This window comes from Streptomyces sp. NPDC048424, from assembly GCF_040651555.1.
GTDB lineage: Bacteria > Actinomycetota > Actinomycetes > Streptomycetales > Streptomycetaceae > Streptomyces.
In genome coordinates, this window is the sequence record NZ_JBEZKE010000015.1 from 1 (window position 1) to 15700 (window position 15700).

Consider the following 15700-nt stretch of genomic DNA (forward strand, 5'->3'; position numbering starts at 1 on the left):
TACTCGCCGACGCGCCCGTTGGGCCCGTTCGTGCGGGGGTGGTAGACGAGCGCGGAGACGACCGAGGTCTGCCGCATGTCGATGGTGAGGGTGTGAAACATCGACGCCGGCCGTCGATCGGGGGCGTCTTCAGACGAGCCGCCGCTCCGACCGGCCCAGCAGCAGCGCGGTCGCGGCGTAGAGGGCGGACACGCAGAGGATCAGGGCCACCGAGCGCCCGTCGGCGGGGAGCATGAGGGCGGCCACCGCCGCCGCTCCCACGAAGGCGACGTTGAAGAGCACGTCGTAGACGGAGAACACGCGCCCGCGGAAGTCGTCGTCCACCCGGGACTGGACCTCCGTATCGGTGGCGATCTTGGCCCCTTGGGTGGCGAGGCCGAGGACGAAGGCGGCGACCAGCATCGGCCCCGGGGCGAAGAACAGACCGAGGGCCGGCACCAGGACCGCGGCTCCCGCGGAGCAGGCCGTGATCCAGCCGAGGGTGCCCAGCCGGCCCGCCAGCCACGGGGTCACGACGGCGGCCGCGAAGAACCCCGCCCCGGAGGCGCCGACGGCGACGCCGAGCACGGCCAGCCCGTCGGCCTCGTTGTCCGACCAGGAGTAGCGGCAGAGCATCAGCAGCATGACGAACAGGGCGCCGTAGCAGAACCGCATCATGGTCATCGCGGCGAGCGCCCGGGCCGCCTCGCGCCGGCCGGCCAGGTGCCGGAGGCCCTCGGCCATGCCCCGCACGGTGAGGGCGACCCCTTCGGCGACGGAGGGGTGGACCCGGCCGGCGGGGTGGTCGGGCCCGAGGAGGCCGATGGCGAGGTGCAGGGAGACGAGGGCCGCACACAGGTAGAGCCCGGCCCCGAGCAGGACGACGAGGGCGTTGGAGTCGGAGGCCAGCAGCCGGACGAGGAAGGCCAGCCCGCCGCCCGCGACCGCCGCCAGGGTTCCGGCGGTGGGGGAGAGCGCGTTCGCGGTGACGAGCTGATCGGGGCCGACGACGCGGGGCAGCGAGGCGGCGAGCCCGGCCAGTACGAAGCGGTTGACGGCGGTCACGGACAGCGCCGAGGCGTAGAACAGCCAGTCGGGCACTTCCGCGACGATCAGCATCCCGGTGACGCAGGCGAGGAAGGCGCGCAGCAGATTGCCGTAGAGGAAGACCTGACGCCGGCGCCAGCGGTCGAGCAGCACCCCGGCGAAGGGGCCGATCAGCGAGTAGGGCAGGAGCAGTACCGCCATGGCCGAGGCGATGGCCGTCGGCGAGGTCTGTTTCTCCGGGGAGAAGACGACGTAGGTGGCGAGGGCGACCTGGTAGACGCCGTCCGCCGCCTGGGAGAGCAGCCGTACGGCGAGCAGGTTGCGGAAGTCCCTGAGGCGCAGGAGTACGCGCAGATCACGTACGACAGGCATGAGGGCAAGGGTCACATACGCGGAGGGTCCCCGGGCATATTGCCCGGGGACCCTCCGCGGAAGAACAGTCGAAGTCCAGGTGTCCTCGCGGACCCTTGGGGTTCGACTAGCGCTCGACCTCGCCCTTGATGAACTTCTCGACGTTCGCGTAGGCCTCGTCGTCGAAGTACTGCACCGGCGGGGACTTCATGAAGTAGCTGGACGCCGACAGGATCGGGCCGCCGATACCGCGGTCCTTGGCGATCTTCGCGGCGCGCAGGGCGTCGATGATGACACCGGCGGAGTTCGGGGAGTCCCACACCTCGAGCTTGTACTCGAGGTTCAGCGGGACGTCGCCGAAGGCACGGCCTTCGAGGCGGACGTAGGCCCACTTGCGGTCGTCGAGCCACGCGACGTAGTCGGACGGGCCGATGTGGACGTTCTTCTCGCCGAGCTCACGGTCGGGGATCTGCGAGGTGACGGCCTGCGTCTTGGAGATCTTCTTCGACTCGAGGCGGTCGCGCTCGAGCATGTTCTTGAAGTCCATGTTGCCGCCGACGTTGAGCTGCATGGTGCGCTCAAGACGGACACCGCGGTCCTCGAACAGCTTCGCCATCACGCGGTGGGTGATGGTGGCGCCGACCTGGGACTTGATGTCGTCGCCGACGATCGGGACACCGGCCTCGGTGAACTTGTCAGCCCACTCCTTGGTGCCGGCGATGAAGACCGGGAGGGCGTTGACGAAGGCGACCTTGGCGTCGATGGCGCACTGGGCGTAGAACTTCGCCGCGGCCTCGGAACCGACCGGCAGGTAGCAGATCAGGACGTCGACCTCGCGGTCCTTGAGGACCTGGACCACGTCGACCGGAGCCTCGGCGGACTCCTCGATCGTCTGGCGGTAGTACTTGCCCAGGCCGTCCAGGGTGTGGCCGCGCTGAACGGTCACACCGGCGCTCGGGACGTCGCAGATCTTGATGGTGTTGTTCTCGCTGGCGCCGATGGCGTCCGAAAGGTCGAGGCCGACCTTCTTCGCGTCGACGTCGAACGCGGCGACGAACTCGATGTCACGCACGTGGTAGTCGCCGAACTGGACGTGCATCAGACCGGGGACCTTGGCCGCCGGGTCGGCGTCCTTGTAGTACTCGACGCCCTGCACCAGCGAGGCGGCGCAGTTGCCTACGCCGACGATGGCTACGCGAACCGAACCCATTCCGGTTGCTCCCTGTTTGTTCTCGGACGAGGTCTGCGAGATGCAGGCCTCATTTTTCAGTTTCGTCGGACGGACCGGACCTTCTGCGGTCCCGTCCCGCCCGCTCACTCTCGATGAGCTCGTTCAGCCAGCGCACTTCGCGCTCCACGGACTCCATGCCGTGCCGCTGCAGCTCGAGCGTGTAGTCGTCGAGGCGCTCCCGCGTACGGACGAGGGAGGCGCGCATCTTCTCCAGACGCTCCTCCAGCCGGCTTCGGCGGCCCTCCAGCACCCGCATGCGCACGTCTCGTTCGGTCTGGCCGAAGAAGGCGAAGCGGGCGGCGAAGGACTCGTCCTCCCAGGTGTCGGGGCCCGTGTGGGAGAGGAGCTCCTCGAAGTGCTCCTTACCCGCGGCCGTCAACCGGTAGACGATCTTGGCGCGGCGCCCTGCGAGTGAAGCGGCGAGAGCGTCCTCCGGGGCATTGCCCGGTTCTTCGATCAACCAGCCGTTGGCGACCAGCGTCTTGAGGCAGGGGTAGAGCGTCCCGTAGCTGAAGGCTCGGAACACCCCCAGTGAGGTGTTGAGCCGCTTGCGCAGCTCATAGCCGTGCATGGGGGACTCGCGCAGCAGGCCGAGGACGGCGAACTCGAGGATGCCTGAGCGTCTGCTCATCCGCCTGCCTCTCCTCCGCCCCTGAGTCTTTATGCCGAGCTGATGTATCGACTCGATACATCCAGACGATAGAACGGGGCGCCCTGATCGACAAGGGGTGATCTGGTGACCGGTGTCACATCACCAATTCGCACCAGCGGAGTTGCCTGATTTGGGGTGAACTTCGGCACTGGTCGGGTTTTGAGCGTGCGTAGTCTGTGGGCCATGACACCGGGGGAACCGGAATTCATCTGCCGCTTCCAGGCCACTCGCCTGCCCGAGGAGTAGTCGTTCGATGAGCGAGCACCGCCGCAAACCGCCGCAGCCCCAGGGTGGTGGGCGGGCCTCGGCCCGCCGCGCCGCCCAGCAGCGCCCCGGGAGGGGCGCCCCGGGCGGACGGGACGTCCCCACCGCGTCGCACAGCGGCCCGTACACGCAGGAGCCCGTGCCGAGCAGTCGTGCCGAGGCGCGCCGGGCTGCCCAGAGAGGCTCCGGGGGCCGCGGCCGAGGCGCCGCGAACGCCGCTCGCGGCTCGGGCCGCCCCGGCAAGCGGCTGATCAACTATCCGCGGTCCGACCGGGACGGCTGGAAGCGCTTCGTGCCTTCCTGGAAGCTGGTCTCCGGCACCACCCTGGGCTTCTTCGCGGTGATCATCGCCGGTGCCGGCATCGGCATCGCCATGGTGAGCACGCCGGACCCGAACAAGGCGGCCAAGGCGCAGAACAACGTCTTCTACTGGGCCGACGGCAGCCAGATGGTGGCGACGGGCGGTTCGATGAACCGGCAGATCGTGCCCATCTCGAGCATTCCCCGGTCGATGAGGGACGCCGTGATCGCGGCGGAGAACGAGTCCTTCGAGACGGACAAGGGCGTGGACCCGATGGGCATCGCCCGCGCCGTCTGGAACATGGGCACGGGCGGCTCCACCCAGGGCGGCTCGACCATCACCCAGCAGTACGTGAAGAACACCTACCTGGACTCCGACCAGACGCTCAAGCGGAAGGTCACGGAGCTCTTCATCGCGATAAGGCTGGGTGTCTCCGAGGAGAAGGACAAGGTCCTCGCGGGCTACCTCAACACCGCCTACTACGGACGCGACGCCTACGGCATCCAGGCCGCGGCCCGTGCCTACTTCGGCAAGGACAGCCAGGACCTGAACCCCTCCGAGTGCGCGTTCCTGGCCTCCGTGCTCAAGGGCCCCAACCTCTACAACCCGGACGGCGGCATCGGCCCCGCGGCCACCCCCGAACTCAACGAGGACCGGGCCCGCAAGCGCTGGGCCTGGGTGCTGGACCGCCAGGTCGAGGTCGGCCGCATGGACAAGACCGAGCGGGCGAAGTACAAGGACTCGGACTTCCCCGCCCGCGTCGAGTCGGAGCAGGCCCGCGGCATGACCGGCCAGATCGGCTACCTGGTCGACACGGCCAAGGCGTACGTGATGAAGACCAAGGGCATCACCGTCGAGCAGATGGCCCTGGGCGGCTACCGGATCAAGACCACCTTCGAGAAGCCGAGGGTGGACGCCCTGGCCAAGGCCGTGGCGGACGCCCGCGACGGCTTCATCGACGAGAAGAAGCGGCCCGACACCGACACCTTCGTCCAGTTCGGCGGGGCCTCCGTGGACGTCAAGACCGGGGCGCTCGTGGCCCTGTACGGCGGCCCGGGCTGGGACCAGAAGTACTTCAGCAACAACGCCAACACCAGCGGTGTCCCGGTCGGCTCGACCTGGAAGCCGTACGTGCTCGCGGCGGCCATGCAGTACGGCACCCAGAACTCCAACGGCCGGGGCATCTCGGCCGACAGCAAGTACCAGGCCAACGACCTCACGGTGATCAACAACCGTGAGGGCAGGCCGCTGCGCGACGCCAAGGGCCAACCGTTCAAGCAGAAGAACGAGAGCCCGACGGCCTACGGATACGTCACCCTCAACGAGGCGATGGAGAAGTCCATCAACGTCCCGTTCGCCCAGCTGATCTTCGACGTCGGCCACACCAAGGTGCGGGACCTGGCCAAGGCCACGGGCATCCTCGAGGAGTCGATCAACCCGAACCCGGACGCCTCCTCCGCCCTCGGCACCTCGACCCCCAGCGCCATCCGGATGGCCGACTCGTACGCCACGTTCGCCGCCTCGGGCACGCACCACGAGCCCTACTCGGTGACCGAGGTCGAGAAGGACGGCGAGAAGCTGCCCGGCTTCGAGCCCCCCAAGCCCCAGCGGGCCATGGACAACGCCGTCGCGGACAACATCACCGAGGTCCTGCAGAACGTCGTCAAGAACGGCACCGGCAAGGAGGCCAAGAAGCTCGGCCGGCCCGCCGCGGGCAAGACCGGTACCACGGACGAGAACAAGTCGGCGTGGTTCGTCGGCTACACCCCGGAGCTGTCCACCTCGGTCGTCCTCTTCCGCACCGACCCCAACTCGCAGGACCGGAAGCTGCAGTCCATGAACGGCGTGGGCGCCATCCCGTCCATCCACGGTGGTGACATCCCGGCCGAGATCTGGACCCAGTACATGCGCGAAGCGCTCAAGGACGCGCCGGTCAAGCAGTTCCCGGAGCCCGAGGACGTAGGCGTCACCGCCGACGCCTCAGGTGCCCCCTCCCCCACGCCGTCGGCCCCCGCTTCGCCGTCGCCGTCCCCGTCGACGACCCCGCCGCCCTCCCCGACGCCGTCCCCGACCCCGTCCAAGGGCGGGAAGCCGTCCTGCAAGCCGTGGGAGCTGTACTGCGACCCGGACGACCCCACGCGCGGGACGACCAACGGAGGCGCGAACACCGGCGCCAATTCGGGGGTCATCGCCGGCACCCAGGGCGGGGCCAGCGGATCGCCGTCCCCGTCGAACAGCTGCAGACCGGGCCGCCCCTGCGGCACCCCCGGAGGGACCGCCGGAACCGTGCCGGACTGACCGGCCCCAGCGCCCCGTGAACAGAGGAAGGCCGTCGCACCAGTCGTGCGGCGGCCTTCCCCCGTGTCCGGCCCCGTACGGCAGGATGACCCCCATGACCCAGGTGCACGAGGACCGTCCCGTACTGCCGACGCAGCAGGACGAGGTCGCAGCAGCCGGCAGTGAGCTCATCGGAGGCCCGCTCGGCCGCTACGCCCGGCTGGGCGGCCACTGGCTGGGGCCCGTCCGCGTCGTGGCCCTCCTCGCCATCGGCATGTTCGCGCTCGGCATGGTGCAGAAGCTGCCCTGCTACGACTGGGCGTGGTTCCGGGGAGCGGCCTCGCAGTACACCCACGCCTGCTACTCCGACATCCCGCACCTGTACGCGGTACGCGGCTTCGCCGACAACCTGACGCCCTACTTCGACCGGCTTCCCGGCGACATGGAGTACCTGGAGTACCCGGTGCTCACCGGGCTCTTCATGGAGATCGCCTCCTGGCTGACCCCCGGCAGCGGCTCCATGCAGCACCGCGAGCAGATGTACTGGATGGTCAACGCGGGCATGCTGATGGCCTGCGCGGCGGTCATCGCCGTGTGCGTGGCGCGCACCCACCGCCGCCGGCCCTGGGACGCCCTGCTCTTCGCGCTCGCGCCCGCCTTCGCCCTGACGGCGACGATCAACTGGGACCTGCTGGCCATCGCCCTGACCGCCGCCGGGATGCTCATGTGGTCCCGCGGACGGACGGTCCTCTTCGGCGTCTTCATCGGCCTGGCCACCGCGGCCAAGCTCTATCCCGTCCTGCTGCTCGGGGTGCTGTTCGTGCTCTGCTGGCGGGCCGGGAAGTGGCGCGCCTTCGGCGCGGCCGTCCTCGGCGCGGCCGGCGCCTGGCTCGTGGTGAACCTGCCCGTCATGCTCTTCGCCTGGGACGGCTGGACGAAGTTCTACACCTTCAGCCAGGAACGGCCCATCGACTTCGGCTCCGTGTGGCTGCTGATCTCACAGCGCTCCGGCAACCCCATGGAAGACGCCAACACGTACGCGACGGGGCTGACGCTCCTGCTGTGCGGGGCGATCGGCCTGCTCACCCTGACCGCCCCGCGGCGGCCCCGGTTCGCGCAGCTGGCCTTCCTGGTCGTCGCCGCGTTCATCCTCTGCAACAAGGTCTACTCGCCGCAGTACGTGCTGTGGCTCATCCCGCTCGCCGCGCTGGCCCGCCCGCGCTGGCGGGACTTCCTGATCTGGCAGACCGGCGAGATCGTCTACTTCCTCGGGATCTGGTTCTACCTCGCCTACACGAGCAGCGGGGACAAGCACCAGGGCCTGCCCGTGGAGGGCTACCAGCTGGCGATCGCCGCCCACCTGCTCGCCACCCTGTACCTGTGCGCGGTCGTCGTCCGGGACATCCTGCTGCCCGAGCGGGACGTCGTACGCCGCGACGGCTCGGACGACCCGTCCGGCGGCGTCCTGGACGGGGCCGAGGACGTGTTCGTGCTGTCGGACGCGGCGAGGGCGCCGCGGTACGCGGCGCCCTCGGGGGGACAGCGGGTCGACTGGGGCCTGGACCCCAAGGACTGACGGGCCGGCTCAGGCGTCGAGCACCCGGTCGAACTGCGTGGTGGTGTGGCGCAGGTGCGCCACGAGCTCGTCGCCGACCTTCGGCTCGGTCGCGTCCGAGGGCACGAACAGGATCGACACCTGCATGTGCGGCGGTTCCGCGAACCAGCGCTGCTTGCCCGCCCACACGAACGGCGACAGGTTCCGGTTGACGGTGGCCAGGCCGGCCCGGGCGACGCCCTTGGCCCGCGGCATCACGCCGTGGAGGGCCTTGGGGGCCTCCAGACCGACCCCGTGCGAGGTACCGCCGGCGACCACGACCAGCCAGCCGTCGGAGGCGGCCTTCTGCTGGCGGTAGCCGAACCGGTCGCCCTTGGCCACGCGCGTGACGTCGAGGACCGCACCGCGGTACTCGGTCGCCTCGTGGTCGCCCAGCCACAGCCGGGTGCCGATGCGGGCCCGGAAGCGGGTCTGCGGGAACTGCTGCTGGAGCCGTGCCAGGTCCTCGGCCCGCAGGTGGCTGACGAACATGGTGTGCAGCGGCAGCCGGGCCGCGCGCAGCCGGTCCATCCAGCCGATGACCTCCTCGACGGCGTCCGAGCCGTCCGGGCGGTCCAGCGGCAGGTGCAGGGCGAAGCCCTCCAGCCGGACGTCCTCGATGGCCCCGTGCAGCTGGCCCAGATCCTGCTCGGAGATGCCGTGGCGGCGCATCGAGCTCATGCACTCGATGACCACGCGGGCGCCGACCAGACCGCGGACCCCGTCCAGCGAGGACACCGAGCGGATGACCCGGTCCGGCAGCGGCACCGGCTCCTCGCCCCGCCGGAACGGGGTGAGGACGAGCAGGTCGCCGCCGAACCAGTCCTTGATGCTCGCGGCCTCGTACGTCGTGCCGACGGCGAGCACGTCGGCGCCCATGCGGGTCGCCTCCTCGCACAGCCGCTCGTGGCCGAAGCCGTAACCGTTGCCCTTGCAGACCGGGATCATCCCGGGGAACTGGTCCTGGATCTGCTTCTGGTGCGCACGCCAGCGCGCGGTGTCGACGTAGAGCGTGAGCGCCATGGCCCGTCCGGCACCTTTCTCGATAACAGCGGGGGTCAGGGGGTCAGGGGATCAGCGGCGCGACATGTAGATGTCGAGCGCCTTGTGCAGCACCTTGTTGAGCGGGAAGTCCCACTCGCCGACGTACTCGACGGCCTCGCCGCCCGTGCCGACCTTGAACTGGATCAGACCGAACAGGTGGTCGTTCTCGTCCAGCGTGTCAGAGATGCCGCGCAGGTCGTAGACGCTGGCGCCGAGTGCGTAGGAGTCGCGCAGCATGCGCCACTGCATCGCGTTCGAAGGCCGCACCTCGCGCTTGTGGTTGGCGGAGGCGCCGTACGAGTACCAGACGTGCTGTCCGACGGTGAGCATCGTGGCGGCGGCCAGCGGCTCCCCCTCGTGCGTGGCGATGTAGAGGCGCATCCGGTTGGGGTCCTCGGCGTTGAGGGCCGTCCACTGGCGCTGGAAGTAACTGAGCGGGCGCGGGCGGAACTTGTCGCGCTCGGCCGTGATCTCGTACAGGTGCTGCCAGGTCGGCAGGTCGTCGTAGCCGCCCTGGACCACCTCGACGCCGGCCTTCTCGGCCTTCTTGATGTTGCGGCGCCACAGCTGGTTGAAGCCCTTGAGGACGTCGTCGAGCGAGCGGTTGGCCAGCGGCACCTGGAACACGTAGCGGGGCTGGACGTCGCCGAATCCGGCGCCGCCGTCCTCGGCCTGCTGCCAGCCCATGCGGCGCAGCTTGTCGGACACCTCGAAGGCGCGGGGCTCGATGACCGAGGCCTCCACGTCGCGCAGGCGCTTCACGCCCGGGTCCTGGATGCCGGCCTTGATGGCGGTCGAGTTCCAGCGGCGGATCACGACGGGCGGGCCCATCTTCACGGTGAAGGCGCCCTGCTGCTTGAGGTGGGCCAGCATCGGCTGGAGCCACTCCTCCAGGTTCGGGGCGTACCAGTTGATGACCGGGCCCTCGGGGAGGTAGGCGAGGTATCGCTTCACCTTGGGCAGCTGGCGGTACAGCACGAGTGCGGCACCGACGAGTTCCTCGGACTCGTTGAACCATCCGAGGTTCTCGGAGCGCCACTCGTTCTTCACGTCGGCCCACGCCGGGACCTGGCAGTGGCTAGCCGAGGGCAGGCTCTGGAGGTAACCCAGATGCTGCTCTCGGCTGATGGTCCTCAGGGACAGGCTCATGCGGGGCGTCTCCTCCGGCGGCTTCGCTGGCTATGGCGCGAAGCCTACTGCGACAAGGGCGCCACCCATCTGGGGGACGGGCCGGAGGCCCGGGCCGGTGCGGAGCCGGCGCCCTGCCGCGCAGGTGCCCTGCTCGGCCCGGTCAGCCGCCGAAGAGGCCGCCGTGGAACATGCCGAGGTAGAAGCCGATGGCAGACGCGCCTAGGCCGATGATCAGCGCGAAGCGCTCGCGTGTCGTGACGGAGACGAACTGTCCGTACGCGCCGGTCAGAATTCCGATCAGCCCGGCCCATGAGCTGATCAGGTGCAGGTTGTGGAAGAAGGCCGTGACGAACGCCACGGCGCCGAGGGTCAGGGTGACCGCCATCAGGGTGTCCTGCAGCGGGTGGGGCTTGCCGTCGGTGGAGAGCAGGGAGATGGGCTGACGTTGCATGGCCTGTGCCATCGGAAGGCACCTCCTGGCTGACGCAGAGCGGTGCGGCGGTGCGGCCTCCGGCAGGGGCCGGGGGCATAGCACCGAGCACACCCGATGGATACAGATTGGGGCCCCCTCCCGTCGGATTTCAACCGGAAGGAGTCGAGGAGGTAGTCTGTACAGCTGCGCGGTGTCTGCTCTCGGACACCGTGCGCACGCATCACGACCCTCCTGCCACGGAACGACCGTGGCCGCTGAGTCCAAAGGAGGTGGGTTCCACATGCGTCACTACGAAGTGATGGTCATCCTCGACCCCGATCTCGAGGAGCGCGCTGTCTCCCCGCTGATCGAGAACTTCCTCTCCGTCGTCCGTGAGGGCAACGGAAAGGTCGAGAAGGTCGACACCTGGGGCCGTCGTCGTCTCGCTTACGAGATCAAGAAGAAGCCCGAGGGCATCTACTCGGTCATCGACCTTCAGGCCGAGCCTGCGGTCGTCAAGGAGCTTGACCGACAGATGAACCTGAACGAGTCGGTTCTCCGGACCAAGGTCCTTCGCCCCGAGACCCACTGAACTTCGGTTCAGCGGTAATCGGGACCGAGTAGCACAGCAGCCCAGCAGCAATTCCCGCCGAGAGGTTCATCCATGGCAGGCGAGACCGTCATCACGGTCGTCGGCAATCTCGTCGACGACCCCGAGCTGCGCTTCACCCCCTCGGGTGCGGCGGTCGCGAAGTTCCGTGTCGCGTCCACCCCCCGCACCTTCGACCGTCAGACCAATGAGTGGAAGGACGGCGAGAGCCTGTTCCTGACCTGCTCGGTGTGGCGGCAGGCGGCGGAGAACGTCGCCGAGTCCCTCCAGCGAGGCATGCGCGTCATCGTGCAGGGCCGGCTGAGGCAGCGGTCGTACGAGGACCGTGAGGGTGTCAAGCGCACGGTCTACGAGCTGGACGTCGAGGAAGTCGGCCCCAGCCTGAAGAACGCCACGGCCAAGGTCACCAAGACCACCGGTCGCGGCGGTCAGGGTGGGTACGGCGGCGGTGGCGGCCAGCAGCAGCAGGGTGGCGGCGGTGGCTGGGGCGGAGCCCCCAGCGGCGGCGCCCCGCAGGGCGGCGGAGCTCCCTCCGACGACCCGTGGGCGTCCAGCGCGCCGGCCGGTGGCCAGCAGCAGGGCGGCGGCGGGGGCGGCTGGGGCGGAAGCTCCGGCGGCTCCGGCGGTGGCTACTCGGACGAGCCGCCCTTCTAGGGCAGCTCGCATCCCCACTTCTTGATCACACAGGAGAGACACAATGGCGAAGCCGCCTGTGCGCAAGCCTAAGAAGAAGGTCTGCGCATTCTGCAAGGACAAGACCGCGTACGTGGACTACAAGGACACGAACATGCTGCGGAAGTTCATTTCCGACCGCGGCAAGATCCGTGCCCGCCGCGTTACCGGCAACTGCACGCAGCACCAGCGTGACGTCGCCACGGCCGTCAAGAACAGCCGTGAGATGGCGCTGCTGCCCTACACGTCCACCGCGCGATAAGGAAAGGGTGACCGACTAATGAAGATCATCCTGACCCACGAGGTCTCTGGCCTCGGCACCGCCGGCGATGTCGTCGACGTCAAGGACGGTTACGCTCGCAACTACCTGGTCCCGCGTGGTTTCGCGATCCGCTGGACCAAGGGTGGCGAGAAGGACGTGGCGCAGATCCGCCGCGCCCGCAAGATCCACGAGATCGCGACCATCGAGCAGGCCAACGAGGTCAAGGCCAAGCTCGAGGGCGTGAAGGTGCGTCTGGCCACCCGTGCGGGTGACGCCGGTCGTCTCTTCGGCTCCGTGACCCCGTCCGACATCGCCACGGCGATCGAGGCTTCCGGTGGTCCGAAGGTCGACAAGCGCCGCGTTGAGCTGGGCGCCCCGATCAAGACCCTCGGTTCGTACCAGGTCTCCGTGCGTCTGCACGCCGAGGTCGCCGCGAACGTGGGCATCGAGGTCATCGCCGCCTAAGGGCTGCGCGTGAAGGGCCGCACCCCTCGGGGTGCGGCCCTTCGTCGTTTCCCGATGTTTCACGTGAAACAGCCGATGTTTCACTGGGGGCACCTCCCGGCGGTAGCCGGGGGAGAAACATCGGCGTGGAACATCGGCGTGGAAGGCGCGCTAGCGGGTGGCTCCCGCGATCAGCCAGCGGCCCGAGCGGGCGCGCACCCTGAGGGTAACCATCCGGACCAGCATCATCAGGGTCATGGCCCACCAGAGCGTCGTGATGCCGCCGCCCACGACCGGTACGAGGAGGGCGGCCGGGACGAACGCGGCGAGCGTCAGGAGCATGGCCCGGGCCAGGTAGCTGCCGTCGCCCGCACCCATGAGGACCCCGTCGAGCACGAAGACGATGCCCGAGACGGGCTGGGAGAGGGCCACGACCAGCAGGGCGGGGAACAGGGCGGCCTCGACCGCCGGATCGCTGGTGAACAGCGGAATGAACACCGGGCGGGCCAGGACGACCAGCAGGCCGAGCACGACGCCCGAGACGATGCCCCACTGCACCATGCGGCGGCAGACCGTCTTTGCGCCTTCCGTGTCGCCCGCGCCCAGGTAGCGGCCGATGATCGCCTGTCCGGCGATCGCTATGGCGTCGAGCGCGAAGGCGAGCAGGCTCCACAGGGCGAGCAGGATCTGGTGGGCGGCGATGTCGGCGTCCCCGAGCCGGGCGGCCACGGCCGTCGCGATCATCAGGATGGCGCGCAGGGACAGGGTGCGGACCAGCAGGGGTGCTCCGGCTCGGGCGCAGGCCCGTATGCCCGCGGGGTCCGGGACCAGGGAGGCGCCGTGCCGGCGGGCTCCGCGCACGACCACGACGAGATAGGCGGCCGCCATTGCGCACTGGGCGATGACCGTGCCCCAGGCGGAGCCGGCGATGCCGAGCCCCGCACCGTAGACGAGGGCGGCGTTCAGGCCCACGTTGAGGGTGAAGCCGCCGACGGCCACGTAGAGCGGGGTGCGGGTGTCCTGGAGGCCGCGGATGACCCCGGTGGCGGCCAGCACCATGAGCATGGGCGGGATGCCGAAGGCCGAGATGCGCAGATAGGTGACGGCGTACGGGGCGACGGTGTCGGAGGCTCCGAAGAGGGAGATCAGCGACGGAGCCGCGGGCAGCACCACGGCGATCACGGCCACACCGAGCAGGAGGGCGAGCCAGATGCCGTCCATGCCCTGCCGGATGGCCGCCTGCAGGTCGCCCGCGCCGACCCGGCGGGAGACGGCCGCCGTGGTGGCGTACGCGAGGAAGACGAAGACGCTCACGGCGGTGGTGAGCAGAGCGGCGGCGATGCCGAGGCCGGCGAGCTGGGGAGTGCCGAGGTGTCCCACGATGGCGCTGTCGGCCATCACGAAGAGGGGCTCGGCGACGAGCGCGCCGAAGGCGGGGACGGCGAGCGCGAATATCTCTCGGTCGTGCCGTCTCGGCCCAGCCTCGGGTGCTGTGAGGGCCTGTGTCATGCGCTCAATCTAATCTTCCACAGGTAATGGATGCAACCCATTTGTGATCCTTACTGTGGCGTCGATGTGAGCGTTCTTCGCGACTCGTTGGAGGCGATCTTGAGACAGTGGCCAAGATTTTTCCTCCCCACCGCCTCCGGAGAGGAAAATCCCAGGTCAAGTGGGGTAACGGGGTGGCGCGGGTGATTTTGTCCACAGCGTCGTCCCCCGGTCCGTACACAGCTTCCCGGGAGTTACCCACAGCATTGGCGCCGTCATCCACATCTCATCCACACAGCCTGTGGATAACAAGATTGGCTGACGCCGCTCCCGGCCCTACCGTGGTGCGTTGCCCGACTCGCCGACAGCCGATTCGGGTGCCCCAAATGTCAGAGCCGTGCCATAGAAAGAGTGGCATGGCGAGGTCCGCTCTGCGGACGGGAGGAGGCGGCCCGGTGAGCATGCCCGAGCCCATGGACGACCCCTGGGCCGACAGCGGTCCAGGAGACCGTCTGCCCGCCCGTTCGCGCCGCAGCGGCGAAGGCCGTGGCCGCGGGGACGAACAGCACGACCGGGGCCGCGAGGGCGGCTCCTGGGACGGCGGCGGCGGTGGCGGCTTCGAGCGCGTCCCTCCGCAGGACCTCGACGCCGAGCAGTCGGTGCTCGGCGGCATGCTGCTCTCGAAGGACGCCATCGCCGACGTCGTCGAGGTCATCAAGGGCCACGACTTCTACCGGCCCTCGCACGAGACGATCTTCCAGGCCATCCTCGACCTGTACGCCAAGGGCGAGCCGGCCGACCCGATCACCGTCGGCGCCGAGCTGACCCGGCGCGGCGAGATCAGCAAGGTCGGCGGGGCCTCGTACCTGCACACCCTGGTGCAGTCCGTGCCGACCGCGGCGAACGCCGAGTACTACGCGGAGATCGTCCACGAGAGGGCCGTCCTGCGCCGCCTGGTCGCCGCCGGCACGAAGATCACGCAGATGGGCTATGCGGCCGACGGAGACGTCGACGAGATCGTCAACAGCGCCCAGGCCGAGATCTACGCCGTCACCGAACAGCGGACCTCAGAGGACTACCTGCCGCTCGGCGACATCATGGAGGGCGCCCTCGACGAGATCGAGGCGATCGGCTCGCGCAGCGGCCAGATGTCGGGCGTTCCCACCGGATTCACGGACCTGGACTCGCTGACCAACGGCCTGCACCCGGGGCAGATGATCGTCATCGCCGCCCGTCCCGCGATGGGCAAGTCCACGCTCGCCCTGGACTTCGCCCGGGCCTGCTCCATCAAGAGCAACCTGCCGAGCGTGATCTTCTCCCTCGAAATGGGGCGCAACGAGATCGCCATGCGCCTGCTCTCGGCGGAGGCCCGGGTGGCGCTGCACCACATGCGCTCCGGCACGATGACGGACGACGACTGGACCCGGCTGGCCCGCCGGATGCCGGACGTCTCCGCCGCCCCGCTCTACATCGACGACTCCCCCAACCTGTCGATGATGGAGATCCGGGCCAAGTGCCGTCGGCTCAAGCAGCGCAACGACCTCTCGCTCGTGGTCATCGACTACCTCCAGCTGATGCAGTCGGGCGGCTCGCGCCGTCCCGAGAGCCGTCAGCAGGAGGTCTCGGACATGTCCCGAAACCTCAAGCTGCTGGCGAAGGAGCTCGAGGTCCCCGTGATCGCGCTCTCCCAGCTGAACCGTGGTCCGGAACAGCGCACCGACAAGAAGCCGATGGTCTCCGACCTGCGTGAATCGGGCTCGATTGAGCAGGACGCGGACATGGTGATCCTGCTGCACCGCGAGGACGCGTACGAGAAGGAGTCCCCCCGCGCGGGTGAGGCGGACCTGATCGTGGCCAAGCACCGTAACGGCCCCACGGCCACGATCACCGTGGCCTTCCAGGGCCACTATTCACGCTTCGTGGACATGGCCAACACGTAGC

14 protein-coding genes are annotated in these 15700 nt (G+C 69.1%); 7 read left to right on the forward strand and 7 right to left on the reverse strand.

Annotated features, from left to right (window positions below):
* Positions 1–129: 129 nt before the first annotated feature.
* From AB0D29_RS21730 to AB0D29_RS21740, 3 genes are all read right to left on the reverse strand, one after another.
* A complete protein-coding gene (locus AB0D29_RS21730; protein WP_362856360.1) occupies positions 130–1398 on the reverse strand; it encodes an MFS transporter in 1269 nt (422 codons plus the stop codon).
* Between the two features lie 106 nt (positions 1399–1504).
* On the reverse strand, positions 1505–2587 hold the full coding sequence (locus tag AB0D29_RS21735; RefSeq protein ID WP_362856362.1) for an inositol-3-phosphate synthase: 1083 nt from the start codon (positions 2585–2587) through the stop codon (positions 1505–1507).
* A gap of 49 nt (positions 2588–2636) precedes the next feature.
* The gene (locus AB0D29_RS21740; RefSeq protein WP_030707740.1) at positions 2637–3239 is read right to left on the reverse strand and encodes a PadR family transcriptional regulator; all 603 of its coding nucleotides are present in this window, start codon (positions 3237–3239) and stop codon (positions 2637–2639) included.
* Positions 3240–3513: 274 nt separating this feature from the next.
* On the opposite strand from AB0D29_RS21740, the gene AB0D29_RS21745 reads away from it, so the two are divergent.
* Both AB0D29_RS21745 and AB0D29_RS21750 read left to right on the forward strand, forming a co-directional pair.
* On the forward strand, positions 3514–6123 hold the full coding sequence (locus AB0D29_RS21745; RefSeq protein WP_362856364.1) for a transglycosylase domain-containing protein: 2610 nt from the start codon (positions 3514–3516) through the stop codon (positions 6121–6123).
* Between the two features lie 94 nt (positions 6124–6217).
* On the forward strand, positions 6218–7678 hold the full coding sequence (locus AB0D29_RS21750) for a glycosyltransferase 87 family protein (RefSeq protein ID WP_362856366.1): 1461 nt from the start codon (positions 6218–6220) through the stop codon (positions 7676–7678).
* A 9-nt stretch (positions 7679–7687) separates the two neighbouring features.
* Here the strand turns inward: AB0D29_RS21750 and AB0D29_RS21755 are convergent, their stop codons facing one another.
* The 3 genes from AB0D29_RS21755 to AB0D29_RS21765 all read right to left on the reverse strand — a co-directional run bounded on the left by AB0D29_RS21755 (position 7688) and on the right by AB0D29_RS21765 (position 10334).
* The gene (locus tag AB0D29_RS21755) at positions 7688–8719 is read right to left on the reverse strand and encodes an alanine racemase (protein ID WP_362856368.1); all 1032 of its coding nucleotides are present in this window, start codon (positions 8717–8719) and stop codon (positions 7688–7690) included.
* A 51-nt stretch (positions 8720–8770) separates the two neighbouring features.
* Positions 8771–9889, reverse strand: coding sequence for a peptidoglycan bridge formation glycyltransferase FemA/FemB family protein (locus AB0D29_RS21760; RefSeq protein WP_351290127.1), 1119 nt, complete (start codon positions 9887–9889; stop codon positions 8771–8773).
* 142 nt (positions 9890–10031) lie between these two features.
* Positions 10032–10334: a hypothetical protein gene (locus AB0D29_RS21765; RefSeq protein WP_362856370.1), complete on the reverse strand. Its 303-nt coding sequence runs from the start codon at positions 10332–10334 to the stop codon at positions 10032–10034.
* Positions 10335–10584: 250 nt separating this feature from the next.
* Between AB0D29_RS21765 and rpsF the strand changes: the two genes are divergently transcribed.
* The 4 genes from rpsF to rplI all read left to right on the forward strand — a co-directional run bounded on the left by rpsF (position 10585) and on the right by rplI (position 12292).
* Entirely contained in the window at positions 10585–10875 is a 291-nt protein-coding gene (gene rpsF / locus AB0D29_RS21770) for a 30S ribosomal protein S6 (RefSeq protein ID WP_004950685.1), read from the forward strand.
* Positions 10876–10947: 72 nt separating this feature from the next.
* Positions 10948–11547, forward strand: coding sequence for a single-stranded DNA-binding protein (locus AB0D29_RS21775; RefSeq protein ID WP_362856372.1), 600 nt, complete (start codon positions 10948–10950; stop codon positions 11545–11547).
* A 43-nt stretch (positions 11548–11590) separates the two neighbouring features.
* Complete coding sequence (gene rpsR, locus AB0D29_RS21780) at positions 11591–11827, forward strand: 30S ribosomal protein S18 (RefSeq protein WP_005315025.1); 237 nt, start codon at positions 11591–11593, stop codon at positions 11825–11827.
* An 18-nt stretch (positions 11828–11845) separates the two neighbouring features.
* The gene (rplI, locus tag AB0D29_RS21785; RefSeq protein WP_351290121.1) at positions 11846–12292 is read left to right on the forward strand and encodes a 50S ribosomal protein L9; all 447 of its coding nucleotides are present in this window, start codon (positions 11846–11848) and stop codon (positions 12290–12292) included.
* A gap of 150 nt (positions 12293–12442) precedes the next feature.
* Here the strand turns inward: rplI and AB0D29_RS21790 are convergent, their stop codons facing one another.
* Entirely contained in the window at positions 12443–13780 is a 1338-nt protein-coding gene (locus tag AB0D29_RS21790; RefSeq protein WP_362856374.1) for an MATE family efflux transporter, read from the reverse strand.
* Positions 13781–14232: 452 nt separating this feature from the next.
* Between AB0D29_RS21790 and dnaB the strand changes: the two genes are divergently transcribed.
* A complete protein-coding gene (dnaB, locus tag AB0D29_RS21795; RefSeq protein WP_362856580.1) occupies positions 14233–15699 on the forward strand; it encodes a replicative DNA helicase in 1467 nt (488 codons plus the stop codon).
* Position 15700 lies beyond the last annotated feature (1 nt).